We start from the raw sequence: 16,172 nt of genomic DNA, 5'->3' as shown, positions 1-16,172 counted from the left end.
AGGCTCGCCAGAGGCTGCTTGCGAGGGCGGCTTTGGAGCGCGGACTTCCAGTCCGCCTCTTGCCAACTCACCAAGCGCCGTGTTTCCAAGAGCGGACATCGCGACATGCAAGCGTCTCGCTGAGAAGTCCACGGTTCGGGCAACGTCCCATTGCTTTTTTCTGGCTTTTTGGCTGCGCTTCGACTATAGGGCCGCATCCCGGCGCGGATGTGCCGGATTTTACCCGCCTCCGCCGACCCCGCTGGACGACATCCCGGCCGGGCCTTGGTGGACGGCGATCCTGGCCAGACAGGCCTCCTTCGTCGCAAGACGGTACCGGCAATCGCGCGCCTCGCGCCGCGAAGGCCTATGAAAGGACTATCGATGTCGATCTCGCAAGAGCGCAAGACCGCGCTCATCAAGGAATATGGCGCCAAGGCCGGCGATACCGGTTCTTCGGAAGTGCAGATCGCGATCCTCACCGAGCGCATCACCAATCTGACCGGCCATTTCAAGTCGCATGTGAAGGACAACCACTCCCGTCGTGGCCTTCTCAAGATGGTGGCTCTGCGCCGCTCGCTGCTCGACTACATCAGGTCGCGCGACGAAGAGCGCTACAAGTCGATCATCGCGCGTCTCGGCATCCGCCGCTAAGACTGATCAAGCCCGGAAGGCTCCATGCCTTTCGGGCTGTTCCATTTCAAGACCGGGACGCGGCGGCATGGGGCCGGCGCGAAAGCCCACAGACCGGATAGGCAGCAGGCCATGGCAGGATCGCAGGAAGCAAGCCTCGAACGTTGAATGTGAGGATGCTTCCCGCCATCTTGCGATGGCTGCTTTTGTTTCAGGCGCCGTTGGTAGACGCCCTGCCTCGTCCGGTCGATCCACACAACAGGATTGATCCTTAATGTTCACAATTTATCGCGAAGAGCTGGAATGGGCAGGCCGTAAGCTGACCCTCGAAACCGGCAAGATCGCCCGCCAAGCCGACGGCGCCGTGCTCGCTTCCTATGGCGACTCGACCGTGCTGGCCACGGTGGTTTCGGCCAAGGAGCCGAAAGCCGGCATCGATTTCTTCCCGCTCACCGTCAACTACCAGGAAAAGGCCTTTGCGGCCGGTCGCATCCCTGGTGGCTACTTCAAGCGTGAAGGCCGCCCGTCCGAGCGCGAGACCCTGATCTCCCGCCTGATCGACCGTCCGATCCGCCCGCTTTTCGTCGATGGCTATCGCCATGACACCCAGGTCGTCGTCACCGTGCTGTCGCATGACCTGATCAACGACACCGACGTCCTCGCGATGGTCGCCGCCTCCGCTGCGCTGACCCTGTCGGGCGTGCCCTTCATGGGTCCGGTGGGCGCCGCCAGCGTCGGTTTCGTCAATGGCGAGCTCAAGCTCAACCCCACCCTCGACGAGATGAAGGAATCCTCCCTCGAGCTCGTGGTCGCCGGTACCGCCGACGCCGTGCTGATGGTGGAATCGGAAGCCAAGGAACTCTCCGAGCAGACCATGCTCGAGGCCGTCATGCTCGGCCACAAGGGCTTCCAGCCGGTGATCGAGGCGATCATCCGCTTGGCCGAGAAGGCCGCCAAGGAACCGCGCGACTTCCAGCCCGCCGACAATTCGGAACTCGAGAAGGCGATGCTCGCCGTGATCGAGACCGAGCTGCGCGCTGCCTATTCCATCACCGCCAAGCAGCAGCGTTATGCTGCCGTGGATGCCGCCAAGGCCAAGGTGTTCGCCCACTTCCTGCCTGAGGGCGCCGAGAACCCGGCTTATTCCAAGCAGGTCGTCGCCGAGGTCTTCCATGACCTGCAGGCCAAGGTCGTGCGCTGGAACATTCTCGACAAGGGCGTGCGCATCGACGGCCGCGACGTGAAGACGGTCCGCACCATCGTCGCCGAAGCCGGCATCCTGCCGCGTACCCATGGTTCGGCCCTGTTTACCCGTGGCGAGACCCAGGCCCTTGCCGTTGCCACACTGGGCACCGGCGACGACGAGCAGTATGTCGACAGCCTGGAAGGCACCTACAAGCAGCGCTTCATGCTGCATTACAACTTCCCGCCCTATTCGGTGGGTGAGACCGGCCGCATGGGTTCGCCCGGCCGCCGCGAAATCGGCCATGGCAAGCTCGCCTGGCGCGCCCTTCATCCGATGCTGCCCCCGCAGCACGAGTTCCCCTACACCATCCGCGTCGTCTCCGAGATCACCGAGTCCAACGGCTCGTCCTCGATGGCGACGGTCTGCGGCACCTCGCTGGCTCTGATGGACGCCGGCGTGCCGCTGCGCGCACCGGTTGCCGGCATCGCCATGGGCCTGATCCTGGAAGGCGAGCGCTTTGCCGTGCTCTCCGACATCCTGGGTGACGAGGACCATCTCGGCGACATGGACTTCAAGGTTGCCGGCACCGAAGGCGGCATCACCTCGCTGCAGATGGACATCAAGATCGCCGGTATCACCGAAGAGATCATGAAGGTCGCACTGGAGCAGGCCAAGGGCGGTCGCCTCCACATCCTCGGCGAAATGTCCAAGGCCCTGTCCGGCGCCCGCGCCGAGCTCGGCGAGCATGCCCCGCGCATCGAGGTGATCACCATTCCGGTCGACAAGATCCGCGAAGTGATCGGTTCGGGCGGCAAGGTCATCCGCGAGATCGTGGAAAAGACCGGCGCCAAGGTCGACATCCAGGACGACGGCACCATCAAGGTCGCCTCGGCTTCGGGTACGGCGATCAAGGCCGCGATCAACTGGATCAAGTCGATCGCGTCCGAGCCCGAGCTCAACGCCATTTATGAAGGCACCGTGGTCAAGACCACCGATTTCGGCGCCTTCGTCAACTTCTTCGGTGCCAAGGACGGCCTGGTTCACATCTCGCAGCTCGCTGCGAACCGCGTGAACAAGGTCACCGACGTGATCAAGGAAGGCGACAAGGTCAAGGTCAAGCTGCTTGGCTTCGACGAGCGCGGCAAGGTCCGCCTGTCGATGAAGGCCGTCGATCAGGCCACCGGTGAAGACCTGGAAAAGAAGGCCAAGGCAGACGGCGAAGCCGCCGCCGAGTAAGGCAGCCTTCCAGCGCCATGAATCAGAAAGGGCGGCCCCGGCGGGCCGCCCTTTTTAGTTGTCCGGCTTGCTGTCAGGCCGCGCTGGCCTGGGACACCCGATAGCGTGGGGCCGGCTTGGCGTGGGAGAGGTTCGGCGACAACGCCTGGCGGGCGGCCTCGAAGCTGTCCCAGTCGGCGATGTCGGGCAGCGCCGGGATGGTGGCCAGTTCGCCCTGGTCGAGGCCGGCGAGGGCGGCGTCCACCATGTTTTCGGCCGACATAACGCCGATGCTCTCCGGCAATTGCTCGACAGGCACGCCGAGGACGTTCCAGAAATCGGTGGCGGTGGCGCCGGGCAATACGGCCTGGACACGGATGTTCTTCTCGGCCAGCTCGTGATGCAGGCTCTGGCTGAAGGCGAGCACATAGGCCTTGCTGCCGCCATAGACGCCGTTGAGCAGCTCCGGCGCTACAGCCACGATGGAGGCGATGTTGACGATGGTGCCGCCGCCGCGCTCGACGAGGCCGGGGACTGCGGCATAGGTCAGCCGCGTGAGAGCGGTGACGTTGAGGCCGATCATTTCTTCCATCTTCTCGACCGAAGCCTGGAGCAGGGGTGTCGCGCTGCCGAAACCGGCATTGTTGACCAGCCCCGTGATGCTCTTGTCGCTCTTCAGCACGGTCTCGACGGCGGCAAGACCGTCCTTGGCGTTCAGATCGGCGGCGAGGATGCGTACCTGGCGGCCGGTTGCCTTCTCGATGCGGCCGGCGAGGGCCTTGAGCTTGTCCTCGCTGCGGGCGACCAGGATCAGGTCGTAGCCGCGGCGGGCTAGGCGGTCGGCATAGACGGCGCCGATACCGGAGGAGGCACCCGTGATCAGCACGGTGCCCTTCGGGGTGGTGGACACTTTGGAGGAAGACATGGGAAATCTCCATGGGTTGCACTGAGCGGAGACTAGACTCGCTGGCTTTTGTCTCAAATGTCATATATGCCACCTTTCAGGACACAAAGAGGAGGCGCTCATGCAGCGCGTCGGCTTTCTGATTTCGCCGAATTTCCAGATGATGAGCTTTGCCGCTCTCTCGGCCTTCGAATTCGCCAACTATGCCGCCGACAGGGCGCTCTATGACATCGCCATCGTCTCGGAGAGCGGCGGCCCCGTGCGAAGTTCGGTCGGCCCCAAGCTCGACAGTCTTTGCTTCGGCGAGCCTGACTTCGATACGCTCGTGGTTTGCGGCACGCCCGATGTCGATCCGCCGACACCGGGTGTCATCGATTATGTGCGCCAGGCGCCGGCGCGCTCGCGGCGCGTCGCTTCGATCTGCACCGGCGCGTTCGTGCTCGCCGAGGCGGGACTGCTCGACGGCCGGCGCGTGACCACCCATTGGCTCTGGACGCGCGATCTGCAGGCCCGTTTCCCACGGCTCAAGGTGGATGAAGACCGCATCTTCATCGCCGACGGCCAGATCTGGACCTCGGCCGGCATGAGCGCGGGCGTCGACCTCGCCCTCGGCATGGTGGAGGAGGATCACGGCGCCGAGCTCGCCCGCATCGTGGCCCGGCAGCTGGTGCTCTATCATCGGCGCGGCGGGGGGCAATCGCAGCATTCCAACCTGCTCGACCTCGACGCCAAGTCGGATCGGATCCAGACGGCGCTCACCTATGCCAAGCGCAACCTGCATGCGCCGCTGACGGTGGAACAGCTCGCCGCGGTCGCCCATCTCAGCCCGCGCCAGTTCAGCCGGGCCTTTCGCAACGAGACGGGCCAGTCGCCGGCCAAGGCCGTGGAGAATCTGCGTGTCGAAGCGGCGCGGCTGATGATGGAGCAGACCCTCCATCCCATCGACGTCGTGGCTGCGGAAACGGGGTTCGCCGACCGCGAACGCATGCGGCGCGCGTTCCTGCGGGCCTTCGGCCAGCCGCCGCAGGCGATCAGGAGGCTGGCCAAGGGACCTGCCGGCCTGATGTGACATTCCTTTCCGAGGAGCTTCGTCCGGCGGTACACGCGATCGCTGTCGATTTGAGAGCCGTTCGCTTCGGTGTTCCGGGCGTATCGGGAGAGCGGGCATGGTCGTGCTAGAGACGATCCGCGGGCGGCGGAAGCGCCGGCCGGTCCTCCGGAGAGAGTTCATGTCACGTCGTCTGCGCCTTTTGCCCCTGGCCGTTTGCTGCCTTGCCCCTTCGGCCTTGGCCGCGCAGGGCAAGCCCGGTGTGCCCTATCCCGCCGAGGCGCAGGGTGTGTGGACCCGCGATGTCGAAAGCTGCACCAGCAAGAAGGACCTGCGGGGCGAGGCGCCGATCCGGATTGCGGTCGAGGGCAAGGACTGGACGGAGGAGGGCGGTATCGGGCAGGCCAGCGCCGTCACGCAGATCGCGAAGGATCCTCCCACCTGGCGGCTGCAGGTTTCGGAAGACAGCGAGGGCGAGACCTTCGACTACGCCGTCATCCTGGTGAAGATTGGCAAGGAATTGGTGACGATTTCCCATGCGAGCGTGGACGGCGAGAAGACGCCGGTGGTGCATACCTATCGCAAATGCGGATAGGCTCGGCGTGGTGAAGCGTTTATGCTCAAGCCTGTTTCGCCTCAGCGAAATGCGCTGAAATCGAGGGTCGAGGCCACCCGGCCTGTTGCTTTTCTCCGTGCTTGTCGCTATAGACGCCGCTTCCCCGCATCGACCGGCTGATAAGGGCTGCCGTGGCGATGTTGTTGGCTCGGGCGCTTTTCAAAAAGCACACGGCTTACCGGTGGCGGAACCCAAAAGGTTTCGGCGCCTTTTTTATTCGGAGACGAGCAAAATGCCCAAGATGAAGACCAAGTCGGGCGCTAAAAAGCGCTTCAAGATCACGGGAACCGGCAAGGTGGTGCACGCTCAGCAGGGCAAGCGCCACGGCATGATCAAGCGTACCAACAAGCAGATCCGTAAGCTTCGCGGCACGCGCGTCCTCTTCAAGACGGACGGCGATAACGTGAAGAAGTATTTCCTGCCGAACGGCTGATCGCCACGGCAACGCGAAACCTTAAGGAGATCAGCGAATGGCACGCGTGAAACGGGGCGTTACGTCCCATGCTAAGCACAAGAAGACACTCGACGCGGCGAAGGGCTTTTACGGCCGCCGCAAGAATACGATCCGCATCGCCAAGCAGGCGGTCGATCGTTCGATGCAATACGCCTATATCGGCCGCAAGCTCAAGAAGCGCAACATGCGCGCTCTGTGGATCCAGCGCGTCAACGCTGCTGTCCGTGAGCTCGGCCTGACCTATTCGAAGTTCATCGCGGGCTTGGCCAAGGCCGGCATCGAGATCGACCGCAAGGTGCTGTCGGATCTCGCCATCCGCGAGCCGGAAGCCTTCAAGGCCCTGGTCGAGAAGGTCAAGGCTGCCGCCTAAGCAGCGCTTTACCGAATATGGTTCCTGAAAAACCCGTCGCGGCAACGCGGCGGGTTTTTCTTTTGGGCTTTCGGAGCCAACCGAATCTTGCAAACTGAGAGAGTCGCAAAGACGCGTTTACGCTTGGATGCGCCTTGCTCCAGGGAGTGCCAGCATGGCTGCGAAATCGAAGTTTACGGCAGCGACCCTCGCTGAACTCGGCCCGGCCAAGCTTGCGGACCTGATTTTCGAGGAGGCGCAGGCCAATCCGGCTTTCCGCAAGCGGGTGATTGCGGCGCTGGCCGGTACGCAGGGGCCTGAAGCCGTCGCCAAGCTGGTGGAACGACGCCTTTCTGCCCTGGAGAAGGCGCGCTCGTTCATCGATTGGCCCAAGCTCAAGGAATTCGAGAAGGATCTGTCGGCGACGCTGGCGAGCATTACCGGCGAGATCGGCACCGGTTCGGCCCCGCTCGCCGTCGATCTTCTGCTGCGTTTCATCGCAACCGCGGGGGGTGTTTTCGCGCGGGTCCTGTCCTCCAGCCGCCTGGAAGACCTCTATGGCGAGGCGATCGCGGCCCTGGGGCCATTGACCGTTCGGCTGGAGCCAGGCGACCTCGCCGGCCTGCCCGAGAGGGTGATGGCCCTTGCCGACCAGGCGGGCGATATCGCTCCTGCTATGATCGCTTCGTTCCTGGAGCAAGCCTCGGCGACGGATCTGGATGAATGGGATCGCCTGCTGGCAAGCAAGGTGGCGGCGCTGCAGTCGGCCTACATGGCTCATCCCTAGCGGGAGTTGCGCCAGGCCATCGCCATTCGGCGCGACGATCTCGATGGCTGGATCGCCCTGGAGAACGACAAGCCCGTCCAACTCCGCGACCGGCTTGCCGTTGCGGAGAAGCTGCTTGCAGCCGGTCGGGCGGAGGAAGCACTATCCTGGCTGGGTGTCGAAGAGCCCTCGCCGCTCGCCTATGCCGATGCGCTGGACGTCGCGGACGGCGTGGTCAGGCGGGATTTCCGCCTGCCGGCTCGGATCGGCCTCAAGGCGCGCATTCTGAAAGCCCTGGGCCGCGGGCAGGAGGCCCAGGCCCTGCGCTGGGCAACCTTCGAGGCGACGCTCGACGCCGACATCTTGCGCGCCTATCTGGCCAAGCTCGATGATTTCGCCGAGTTCGAGGTCCTCGACAGAGCTTTCGCCCATGCCCTGGCCGCCAAGACGCGCTACCGCGCCCTCTATTTCCTGACCGAATGGCCGCGCCTTGACTATGCCGCCAGGCTGGTGCTCGATTTCGGGCTGGTCTGGGACGGCAGGCACTACCAGGTGCTGCAATCGGTGGCGGACAGGCTGCATGAGGAGCAGCCCCTTGCCGCGAGCCTGCTTTATCGTGCCCTGGTCGAGGAGATCCTGTCGAAGGGCAAATCGGCCGCCTATGGGCATGGCGCCGCCTATCTCGACAGGCTGGACGATCTCGCCACGCGGCTTGATCCGGGAGCACTGGCGACGCTGGGGCGGCTCAGCCATGCCGATTGGCGGGCCTTTCTAGGCAAAAAGCATGCTCGCAAGGCCAGTTTCTGGGCGGCTGTCGCCAAATAGTCTGCGCAAACCCGCTCCTGTTATGGTGAGTCCGCTGGGATCCTGTTCCCTGAAGAATGGCGGTCGTTTGTGCCGGCCGATAGATTGGCCCAGTGCTGAACCGTTGGGGAGGGCTGCATGGTCGGCAAATCACTCATGATCGGATTGCTCGTCGCCATCGCCACCGGCCAGGTGCAGGCGGAGGAGACGCTCCCCGAGCCGTTCGCCCGGGCTTGGCAAGCCTGTCAGGACCGCATGACGAGCCAGCCCAATGACTGGATCGGCTGGCGGCGCGACTTTTTCAACGGCTATGGCGACAATTTCGCCTATTGGAGCAGGGAAACGGCCGTTGCCGGGCAGCCGGCGGTTTTGCGGACGGAGACGCTGATCGACGGCGCCCACTCGGTTTCTACGATCTATTGTTTCCAGGCTGACGGCCGGCCTGCGCTCACCCGCTCCGTCATGGCCAGCGTCAACATTGCCGACGGGCCAAACATTGAGGTCCCTCTGCAGCGCGAGGGTTGGATTTTCTTCAAGCCGGATGGCGCGCTCGACAGGGTGATCGGCCGGCTCGTCGATGACACGGGCAAAAGCCATCGGCTCGACGAGGCCGGCTGGGTGCCGGGGCGCGGCTGCGACCAGCAGAAGGTTGCCCTGTTCGAGCGCGCCGATGACGTCACCAAGGCCTATGTGGCCGAGATGGGCGACATCGAGGGCAAAAGGCCGGCATTCAAGCCTGAAGAGCTGAATTGGTGCGACAAGGCTCAAACGCCTTGAGAGCACCTATTCGGACGGTGCCGTCAAACCCTTGCGCTCCAGGATCGACCAGCATTCCTCCGCCGTTTCGGCATAGTCGAACAGGCTGAGATCGTCGGCCTTGATGAAGCCTTCCTCGGCCAGGGCCTCGAAATTGATGATCTTGGTCCAATAGGCCTTGTCCATCAGCACGATCGGGCAGAAGGACATCTTGCCGGTCTGGCGCAAGGTGATGATCTCGAACAATTCGTCGAGAGTGCCGAAGCCGCCCGGAAATACCACCAGCGCCGCCGAATGCATGGCGAGGTGCATCTTGCGCATGGCAAAATAGTGGAAGCGGAAGGTGAGGGAAGGCGTGGTGTAGGGGTTGGGATATTGCTCGTGCGGCAGAGTGATGTTGAAGCCGATGGTCGGGGCACCGGCTTCGTTGGCGCCGCGGTTGGCCGCCTCCATGATGCCGGGGCCGCCACCGGTGGCGATCACGTTGAAGCGCCCGCCGCCATCCTCGTTGAGGGCGCCGCCGCGGCGCGAAGCGATATAGCCGAAAGTGCGGGCTTCCTTGTACCAGCGGCCGCGATTGCCCGGTGCGTTCTCGCTGACCCGGGCCGAGCCGAAGACCACGATGGTGGAACGGATATGGGCCGCCTTCATTCCCTCCTGAGCCTTGGCATATTCGAGCTGGAAGCGCACGCCGCGGGTCGAGTCACCCAGCATGAAGTCGGGATCGAGGGCCGCCAGGCGATAGGCCGGCGCCTCGCTTCGCTGCAATTCATCGACCTTCGCGCGCGTTTCGGGGGTCAGGGCCTCGACGGTGGACAGCATGTTGGTGGGCGCGGAATTGTCGGAAGACGGCATGGAGACCTTGCGTGAACCAGTGAAACACTCTGCTCTATTGAGCCGTTGTGCCCGACACTGCAAGACCCCAGCGGTTGTAGGGGCCTTTCGGGTGGGTGCCGTATTGGCTCAATCTGGAAATGGTTGGGATAGGGCACCATGACCCCTCATTCGCCTGCCGGCACCTTCTCCCTTGCGGGTGTCGTCCACTCCACTTGGAGTGGACCGGGTTGCGCGAAGCGCCGGGTGAGGGGGCACCGTCCCATCCGGACTTCTGATCTTAATTGAAAAAAGGCGAGTTCCTAGAGCCCGCGCCCCGACAGCATGTTGCGGCGGATGCGTTCGAGCGCGGAGTCGGCGCCGTCCGGTTTGGCAGCCGGCTCGAAGGCCGACAGGAACTCCAGCAGCGTGTTGGCAAGCGTGTCGCGTCTCAGGCCGTAATGCACGTTCTGGCCGCGCCGTTCACGCCGGACCAGCCCGGCATTCTCCAGGATGGAAAGATGCTTGGAAACCGCGGGCGCCGACATCGCATCGGCGAGCTTTTCGACCACCTGTCCAGCGGTCATGTCTGCCTTCGAAAGATCGGCCAGAATACGCCGCCGGGGTGGCGAGGAAAGCGCTTCGAAGACCTTGTCGACTGTCATATTCCGTTTGCCGTTTTTGCCAAGATGCCCACAAGCCTTTGATAACACGTAATTTTAAATGTTTTCAAGATTAATTAATTAGATAATTAGCGAATAAGTTAATATTTCAGGAAAGCGAAAAGAGGGTTTGAAAACATGCATCGGAAGCGCGCCTCAAGCCGATCATCGGGCTCCAACGCGCCATTTCGCATGGCTCGCCGAGCCCTCTGGTTCCCACTTTTTTCGTCGAGATGGGTGCAAAACCGTTATTTGGCGAGCTAAATCTGCGTTGCCTGATCTGTCGAATGCGGTTCCCTTTTCCGCCAGAAATAGGCTAGAAGGCACCTCGATTTGAGGAAGTGACGATGAGCGACCTAGCCAGCCTGGAAACGACCCTGTTGTCCGATATCGCAGCCGCCGCCGACGAGGCGGGCCTGGAGGCGGTGCGCGTCTCGGCGCTCGGCAAGAAAGGCTCGATCTCCGAGCGCCTGGCGACCCTCGGCAAGATGGCGCCGGACGAGCGCAGAGAGGCCGGCGCCGCCATCAATGTCGTCAAGGAGCGCGTCACCGCGGCACTGGCCGAGCGCAGGATCGTGCTGAAGGCGGCTGCGCTGGAAGCGCGCCTGGTGGCGGAGGCCGTCGACGTGACGCTGCCGGTGCGCGAGAGCGGAACCGAGCTCGGCCGCATTCACCCGATCAGCCAGGTGATCGACGAGATCACCGCCATCTTCGCCGATATGGGCTTCGCCATCGCCGAGGGCCCGGATATCGAGACGGACGAATACAACTTCACCTTGCTCAACTTCCCGCCCGGCCATCCGGCCCGAGAGATGCACGACACCTTCTTCCTGGCGCCCGACGAAAAGGGCGAGCGCAAGGTGCTGCGCACCCATACCAGCCCGGTGCAGATCCGCACCATGCTGAGCCAGAAGCCGCCGATCCGTATCGTCGTGCCCGGCCGCACCTATCGCCATGACAGCGACCAGACCCATACGCCGATGTTCCATCAGGTCGAGGGGCTGGTCATCGACAAGGTGAGCCATGTCGGCCACATGAAGTGGGTGCTGGAGGAGTTCTGCCGCGCCTTCTTCGAAGTGCCGTCGGTGAAGATGCGCTTCCGCCCCTCCTTCTTCCCCTTCACCGAGCCGTCGATGGAAGTCGACATCCAGTGCTCGCGCAAGGGCGGTGAGATCCGCTTCGGCGAGGGCGAGGATTGGCTCGAGATCCTGGGCTGCGGCATGGTGCATCCCAACGTGCTGCGCAATTGCGGCCTCGACCCCGATGAATATCAGGGCTTTGCCTGGGGCATGGGCATCGACCGCATCGCCATGCTGAAATATGGCATGCCGGACCTGCGCCCGTTCTTCGACGCCGACGTGCGCTGGCTCTCCCATTTCGGCTTCCGCCCCTTCGACCTGCCGAGCCTGGCCGGCGGCCTGACGAGCTGAGTTCGCGCGACGTCGAACCAGACGTGAAAAGCCCTCCCCAAGTGCCAGAGAGGGCTATTTACTGGCCATTGTGCTGCCCCTCACCGTACCTCTCCCCGTAAGAACGGGCGAGGGGACGCAGGCGTCGCGCTTTGTCCTTACATACCTGCATCTCGCCTAGATCGCGATTGTCAGATCGCACACACCTGCGGCTTGCGTCCGATCCAGGGGGCGGCTTCCTCCGCCTGCGCGGCAAGCTGGAGGATCGTCGCCTCGTCGCCATGGCGCCCGACGAACTGGATGCCAACGGGCTTGTTGCCGTCGGCCATGCCTGTTGGTACCGACATTGCCGGCAGGCCTGAGATGTTGAAGGCGAACATGAAGGCGGCATCCGACCAGCGTGCCAGATAGCGCTCGCGATCGCCGTCCTCCATCGACCAGTAGCCGACGGGGCGTGGCGGCTGCGTCAGCGTGGGCGTGACGAAGACGTCGAAGGGAGCGATTTCCGTTGCGATGCGCTGGGCAGCCTTGCGTACGGCGCCGAGACTGGCCGAATACTGCGTCGCCGACAGGGTCTTGGCATATTCCAGCATTGACCAGTTGAAGGGCTGGAGATCGGCCTCTTCGGGCGGGCGCCCGGCGAATTTGGCGTGCTGGGTGAATTCGGTCGAGGTCTCCACGGCGATGATGTCGTTGTAGCGCCACCAGGCCTCTTCGAGATCGACCTCGAAGCGATATTCCTCGACCGTGTGGCCGAGGCTTTCGAGCAGCCTGACGGCGTCCTCCACGGCCGCTTTCACCTCGGGGGCATAGGGCTCGCCGAAGGGGGCGGTGAGCGTATAGCCGATCTTCAACCTCTTGGGACGCTTGGCGAGCAGGGATAGCCAACTCTCCGCAGGGCGCGGCGCCGTATAGGGATCGCCCGGCAGATTGCCGGCGACGACGTCGAGAAAGGCGGCGGTGTCACGCACGCTGCGGCTGTTGCACAGGAAATAGATACAGCCGAACCACAGATCCGCATCGAAGGGGCCGTAGCTGACCCGGCCGCGCGATGGTTTCAGGCCGACCACGCCGCAGCAGGAGGCCGGTACGCGGATCGAACCGCCGCCGTCGGAGGCGTCGGCGATCGGCACAATGCGCGCGGCGACCGCCGCTGCCGACCCGCCGCTCGATCCGCCGGCGGTAATTGCCGGATTCCAGGGGTTGACGGTGGGCCCGTAGAGGCGCGGTTCGGTGGAAATGCACCAGCCATATTCAGGCGTGTTGCTGCGTCCGATCGGGGCGAGGCCGGATTCCCGCATGCGGCGGCCGATTTCCGAATCCGCCGGGCAGACATAATTCTGGAGATAGGCGAGCCCCGAGGTCAGCGGCGTGCCCTTCCACTGGGTGCCGAGGTTCTTGAGCAGGAATGGCACGCCGGCGAACGGGCCCGAACCCGGTGCTTCGGCGACCTGCCGCGCGACGTCGAAGGTCGGGATGACCACGGTGTTCAGCTTGGGATCGAGGCGGCCGACGAGCTCGATCGCGGTCTCGACCAGCTCTGAAGCCTTGACCTGATTGGCCCGCACCAGCTCTCCGAGCGCCAAAGCGTCGGACCCGGCATAGAGCTTTACGAGATCGTCCGTGACGGCAACCATTTCCTTACCCCATAATTCTATCGGCCTGCGATGGCCGCCAGTCTGGAGGTAAATGCGGCGGAATTGGATGCCTCTGCTTCCACGATCTCTTGCTTTGTCCGTTGGAGGGACTTGCGTCGCCGCGCTGCATTTGGTCGACGCAGAGGGATTGCCCGTCCGTAGGTCGGAGACTTTCTCTCGGCCCCCGCGACAACGGCGCGTGGCCGGCGAATGCCGGCCTTGCTTCCTCAGCGCAGCGCCTGCGGCCCTATGGCTCCTTCCGCCGTAACTCGGACCGCGGAGAGCGGTTCGGCGATGTCCTCCAGGCCCTTGCCTTCTGCGTCGACGCCGTAGAACAGCGCCACCACGCCGCCGAAGATCATCACCGCCGAACCAACGACATAGCCCCAGAACAGCGGGTCGCGCTCGGTACCTTCCCCGACCAGATAGCCGAAGATCAGCGGCCCCATCGAGCCGACGACCTGGGCAACGGCGAAGAAATAGGAGATTGCCTGGCCGCGAACTTCCAGCGGGAAGATCTCGCTGACGGTCAGATAGGCCGACGAAGCCCCCGCCGAGGCGAAGAAGAAGGAGATGCACCAGAACAGCGTATGGGTATTGGCCGTCAGGCTACCCTGCTTGAACAGATAGGCAGAGACCAGCAGCACCGCCCCCGCCAGCACATAGGTGCCGAAGATCATCTTGCGCCGGCCGATGGTGTCGAACAGCGGCCCGAGCAGCAGCGGCCCGATCAGATTGCCGATGGCGAAGGGGAAGAAATACAGCGCCGTCTGCGACTCGTTGAGATGATAGAAATTCTTCAGCACCAGAGCGTAGGTGAAGAAGATCGCGTTGTAGAGGAAGGACTGCGTCACCATCATGGTGATGCCGAGGAAGGTGCGCGATGGGTACTGCCGGAAGAAAACATCCACCAGTTTGGAGAAGGGAACCGATTCTTCCGGTTTGACGTACATCGCCTTGCTGTCGTCGACGGGCGCGAGCGTAACGCCCTGGGCGCGCACGCCGGCCTCGATGCTCTCGACGATGGTCTCGGCCTCCTTGTCCTGGCCGTGGGTGACCATCCAACGCGGGCTTTCGGGGATGTGCCGGCGCAGGAAGATGATGACGAGACCGAGCACCGGCCCGATGAAGAAGGCGATGCGCCAGCCGACATTCTCGGCAAACAAAGTGTGGTCGAGCAGAAAGAAGCTGCCGACGGCGCCCAGCATGGCGCCGGCCCAGTAGGTACCGTTGACGGCGATGTCGACCCGGCCGCGATATTTGGCCGGAATGAGTTCGTCGATGGCTGAATTGATCGCGGTGTATTCCCCGCCGATGCCCAGGCCTGCGACGAAGCGCCAGAGATAGAGGAACCAGGGCGTCCAGGCGAAGCCCGCCACGCCGGAGCCGACGAGATAGATCGCCAGGGTGATGATGAACAGCTTCTTGCGGCCCCAGCGGTCGGTTAGCCGCCCGAAAAACAGGGCGCCGACCACCTGGCCGATCAGGTAGATCGTGCCGGCGAAGCCGACTTCGGCGCTGGTCATGCCCAGGCTTTTCTGGAAACCGGAGGCCGAAACGAGCTGGATTTCGATACCATCGAGGATCCAACTGATGCCAAGGCCCACCACGACCATCCAGTGGAAGCGAGCCCAGGGCAGTCGGTCCATGCGTGCCGGAACGAGGCTGCGGATGGCTTTGCCATCGGTCAATTCTACCGGCATGATCGTACTCCTTGCAGCGTGAATTTCGTCCCACAATATTGTTTGTTAACCTTTTGTAACAATTCGCGCTTGAATCACCTCATGTCAATGCTTCCGATAATACCTCTGGGGAATGGCGTAGCAGATGAGCAGATTGGGGATTGTGGTCTGGGTCGTCCTGGACAATGGGATCTATCGATCCTTGCTGATGCCGTATGGCTGATCTTTCATTTATTTCACCATGCGGCATAATGACGGGCGCAGTGGATGAAATCTGGCCTAGGAGGCGGCCGTGCAACCTGCTGCCGAGTGTGAGGCGCCGAGGCTTGGTGGCGTCAATGTCTGGTTAACCCCTACCGCCCATTTTGCGCCGCCAACCACAGAGCCTGTGTTCTATTCATGCAAGGCGGTTGCCGGGCGGTTGTACGGGGGGGTATACCGGTTATCCGCCTCGCCCCACTCGGGCCCTCATTCGCGGTTTCCAGATTCACGGTTCAATGGCCAAGCTTTTTCATCATCCTGTCGACCCGCAATCGCGCTTTATTCGTCTCGTGCTCAGCGAAATGGACGTGGCGACCGATCTGGTCGAGGAAAAGCCCTGGGAGAGACGAGAAGCCTTCCTGCACATGAATCCGGCCGGCGTGCTGCCGGTGATGATCGACGCCACCGGCCTGATCGTGCCGGGGGCGACGCCGATCTGCGAATATCTCGACGAGGCCTATGGCGATGCCCTCGGCGAGCAGCGCCTGCTGCCGCGCGATACCAGGGCGCGGGTGGAAACCCGCCGTCTGATCGAGTGGTTCAGCATCAAATTCTATGCCGAGGTCACCGAATATCTGATCACGGAGAAGATCCTCAAGCGCTTCCTGCCGATCGGCGAGGGCGGCTCCTCGCCGGATACGGCGGCGATCCGTGCGGCCAAATCGAATGTGCGCTATCATCTGCGCTATGTCGGGTATCTGGTGCGGCGTCGGAACTGGCTGGCGGGGGACAGGCTTTCCTACGCCGATTTCGTGGCGGCCGCCCATCTGTCGATCGTCGACTATCTCGGCGACGTGCCCTGGGACGAGGACCAGGCCGCCAAGGAGTGGTATGCGCGCCTCAAGTCGCGTCCGTCCTTCCGGCCGCTGCTGGCCGAGACGCTGCGGGGAACGCCGCCCTCGGCAACCTATGCGGATCTCGATTTCTAGCTTGGTGTTTTTTGACCTGGGACCGCTCGCTTTCTGCCGGGTGTCTGCTTGGCATGGTGTGCACTGTCA

Annotated in this window: 14 protein-coding genes and 1 pseudogene; 10 read left to right on the top strand and 5 right to left on the bottom strand. The window is 63.2% G+C overall.

Going from position 1 to position 16,172, the window contains the following annotated elements:
- Positions 1-363: 363 nt before the first annotated feature.
- Together rpsO and pnp are read left to right on the top strand one after the other, a co-directional pair.
- Positions 364-633 (top strand): 30S ribosomal protein S15, encoded by a 270-nt coding sequence (rpsO, locus tag ACN6KF_RS18320; RefSeq protein ID WP_434958219.1) that lies wholly within the window; start codon positions 364-366, stop codon positions 631-633.
- Between the two features lie 253 nt (positions 634-886).
- A complete protein-coding gene (pnp, locus tag ACN6KF_RS18315; protein WP_434958218.1) occupies positions 887-3,034 on the top strand; it encodes a polyribonucleotide nucleotidyltransferase in 2,148 nt (715 codons plus the stop codon).
- Positions 3,035-3,107: 73 nt separating this feature from the next.
- On the opposite strand, the gene ACN6KF_RS18310 is transcribed toward pnp, so the two are convergent.
- A complete protein-coding gene (locus ACN6KF_RS18310; protein ID WP_434958217.1) occupies positions 3,108-3,938 on the bottom strand; it encodes an SDR family NAD(P)-dependent oxidoreductase in 831 nt (276 codons plus the stop codon).
- A 100-nt stretch (positions 3,939-4,038) separates the two neighbouring features.
- Here ACN6KF_RS18310 and ACN6KF_RS18305 point away from each other — a divergent pair, with 100 nt between their 5' ends.
- From ACN6KF_RS18305 to ACN6KF_RS18280, 6 genes and pseudogenes are all read left to right on the top strand, one after another.
- Positions 4,039-4,986, top strand: coding sequence for a GlxA family transcriptional regulator (locus ACN6KF_RS18305; RefSeq protein ID WP_434958216.1), 948 nt, complete (start codon positions 4,039-4,041; stop codon positions 4,984-4,986).
- Between the two features lie 160 nt (positions 4,987-5,146).
- A complete protein-coding gene (locus tag ACN6KF_RS18300) occupies positions 5,147-5,560 on the top strand; it encodes a hypothetical protein (protein WP_434958215.1) in 414 nt (137 codons plus the stop codon).
- A gap of 253 nt (positions 5,561-5,813) precedes the next feature.
- Positions 5,814-6,014, top strand: a complete 201-nt coding sequence (rpmI, locus tag ACN6KF_RS18295; protein ID WP_434958214.1) for a 50S ribosomal protein L35 — start codon at positions 5,814-5,816, stop codon at positions 6,012-6,014.
- Positions 6,015-6,051: 37 nt separating this feature from the next.
- A complete protein-coding gene (gene rplT / locus ACN6KF_RS18290) occupies positions 6,052-6,405 on the top strand; it encodes a 50S ribosomal protein L20 (RefSeq protein WP_068297422.1) in 354 nt (117 codons plus the stop codon).
- A 127-nt stretch (positions 6,406-6,532) separates the two neighbouring features.
- Positions 6,533-7,975, top strand: a pseudogene (locus tag ACN6KF_RS18285) (DUF6880 family protein).
- A 117-nt stretch (positions 7,976-8,092) separates the two neighbouring features.
- Positions 8,093-8,731, top strand: coding sequence for a hypothetical protein (locus ACN6KF_RS18280; protein WP_434958213.1), 639 nt, complete (start codon positions 8,093-8,095; stop codon positions 8,729-8,731).
- 6 nt (positions 8,732-8,737) lie between these two features.
- On the opposite strand, the gene ACN6KF_RS18275 is transcribed toward ACN6KF_RS18280, so the two are convergent.
- Both ACN6KF_RS18275 and ACN6KF_RS18270 read right to left on the bottom strand, forming a co-directional pair.
- Positions 8,738-9,565: an LOG family protein gene (locus ACN6KF_RS18275; protein WP_434958212.1), complete on the bottom strand. Its 828-nt coding sequence runs from the start codon at positions 9,563-9,565 to the stop codon at positions 8,738-8,740.
- Positions 9,566-9,846: 281 nt separating this feature from the next.
- A complete protein-coding gene (locus ACN6KF_RS18270) occupies positions 9,847-10,188 on the bottom strand; it encodes an ArsR/SmtB family transcription factor (RefSeq protein WP_434958211.1) in 342 nt (113 codons plus the stop codon).
- Between the two features lie 344 nt (positions 10,189-10,532).
- Here ACN6KF_RS18270 and pheS point away from each other — a divergent pair, with 344 nt between their 5' ends.
- Entirely contained in the window at positions 10,533-11,615 is a 1,083-nt protein-coding gene (gene pheS / locus ACN6KF_RS18265) for a phenylalanine--tRNA ligase subunit alpha (protein ID WP_434958210.1), read from the top strand.
- Between the two features lie 170 nt (positions 11,616-11,785).
- On the opposite strand, the gene ACN6KF_RS18260 is transcribed toward pheS, so the two are convergent.
- Both ACN6KF_RS18260 and ACN6KF_RS18255 read right to left on the bottom strand, forming a co-directional pair.
- Positions 11,786-13,231 carry an amidase gene (locus ACN6KF_RS18260; RefSeq protein ID WP_434958209.1) on the bottom strand — a complete coding sequence of 482 codons (1,446 nt, stop codon included), beginning with the start codon at positions 13,229-13,231 and terminating at the stop codon, positions 11,786-11,788.
- Positions 13,232-13,458: 227 nt separating this feature from the next.
- Positions 13,459-14,934, bottom strand: coding sequence for an MFS transporter (locus tag ACN6KF_RS18255; RefSeq protein WP_434958208.1), 1,476 nt, complete (start codon positions 14,932-14,934; stop codon positions 13,459-13,461).
- Between the two features lie 476 nt (positions 14,935-15,410).
- On the opposite strand from ACN6KF_RS18255, the gene ACN6KF_RS18250 reads away from it, so the two are divergent.
- Entirely contained in the window at positions 15,411-16,103 is a 693-nt protein-coding gene (locus ACN6KF_RS18250; protein WP_434958207.1) for a glutathione S-transferase family protein, read from the top strand.
- Positions 16,104-16,172 lie beyond the last annotated feature (69 nt).

The organism is Labrys methylaminiphilus subsp. lupini (assembly GCF_051161885.1).
In the GTDB taxonomy this organism is placed as follows: domain Bacteria; phylum Pseudomonadota; class Alphaproteobacteria; order Rhizobiales; family Labraceae; genus Labrys.
This window is presented reverse-complemented; position numbering and strand designations above follow the sequence as displayed.

Excerpts from the sequence above, each read along its gene's own strand:
- rpsO (WP_434958219.1), top strand. The coding sequence starts at position 364 with ATGTCGATCTCGCAAGAGCGCAAGACCGCGCTCATCAAGGAATATGGC.
- pnp (WP_434958218.1), top strand. The coding sequence starts at position 887 with ATGTTCACAATTTATCGCGAAGAGCTGGAATGGGCAGGCCGTAAGCTG.
- ACN6KF_RS18310 (WP_434958217.1), bottom strand. The coding sequence starts at position 3,938 with ATGTCTTCCTCCAAAGTGTCCACCACCCCGAAGGGCACCGTGCTGATC.
- ACN6KF_RS18305 (WP_434958216.1), top strand. The coding sequence starts at position 4,039 with ATGCAGCGCGTCGGCTTTCTGATTTCGCCGAATTTCCAGATGATGAGC.
- ACN6KF_RS18300 (WP_434958215.1), top strand. The coding sequence starts at position 5,147 with ATGTCACGTCGTCTGCGCCTTTTGCCCCTGGCCGTTTGCTGCCTTGCC.
- rpmI (WP_434958214.1), top strand. The coding sequence starts at position 5,814 with ATGCCCAAGATGAAGACCAAGTCGGGCGCTAAAAAGCGCTTCAAGATC.
- rplT (WP_068297422.1), top strand. The coding sequence starts at position 6,052 with ATGGCACGCGTGAAACGGGGCGTTACGTCCCATGCTAAGCACAAGAAG.
- ACN6KF_RS18280 (WP_434958213.1), top strand. The coding sequence starts at position 8,093 with ATGGTCGGCAAATCACTCATGATCGGATTGCTCGTCGCCATCGCCACC.
- ACN6KF_RS18275 (WP_434958212.1), bottom strand. The coding sequence starts at position 9,565 with ATGCCGTCTTCCGACAATTCCGCGCCCACCAACATGCTGTCCACCGTC.
- ACN6KF_RS18270 (WP_434958211.1), bottom strand. The coding sequence starts at position 10,188 with ATGACAGTCGACAAGGTCTTCGAAGCGCTTTCCTCGCCACCCCGGCGG.
- pheS (WP_434958210.1), top strand. The coding sequence starts at position 10,533 with ATGAGCGACCTAGCCAGCCTGGAAACGACCCTGTTGTCCGATATCGCA.
- ACN6KF_RS18260 (WP_434958209.1), bottom strand. The coding sequence starts at position 13,231 with ATGGTTGCCGTCACGGACGATCTCGTAAAGCTCTATGCCGGGTCCGAC.
- ACN6KF_RS18255 (WP_434958208.1), bottom strand. The coding sequence starts at position 14,934 with ATGCCGGTAGAATTGACCGATGGCAAAGCCATCCGCAGCCTCGTTCCG.
- ACN6KF_RS18250 (WP_434958207.1), top strand. The coding sequence starts at position 15,411 with ATGGCCAAGCTTTTTCATCATCCTGTCGACCCGCAATCGCGCTTTATT.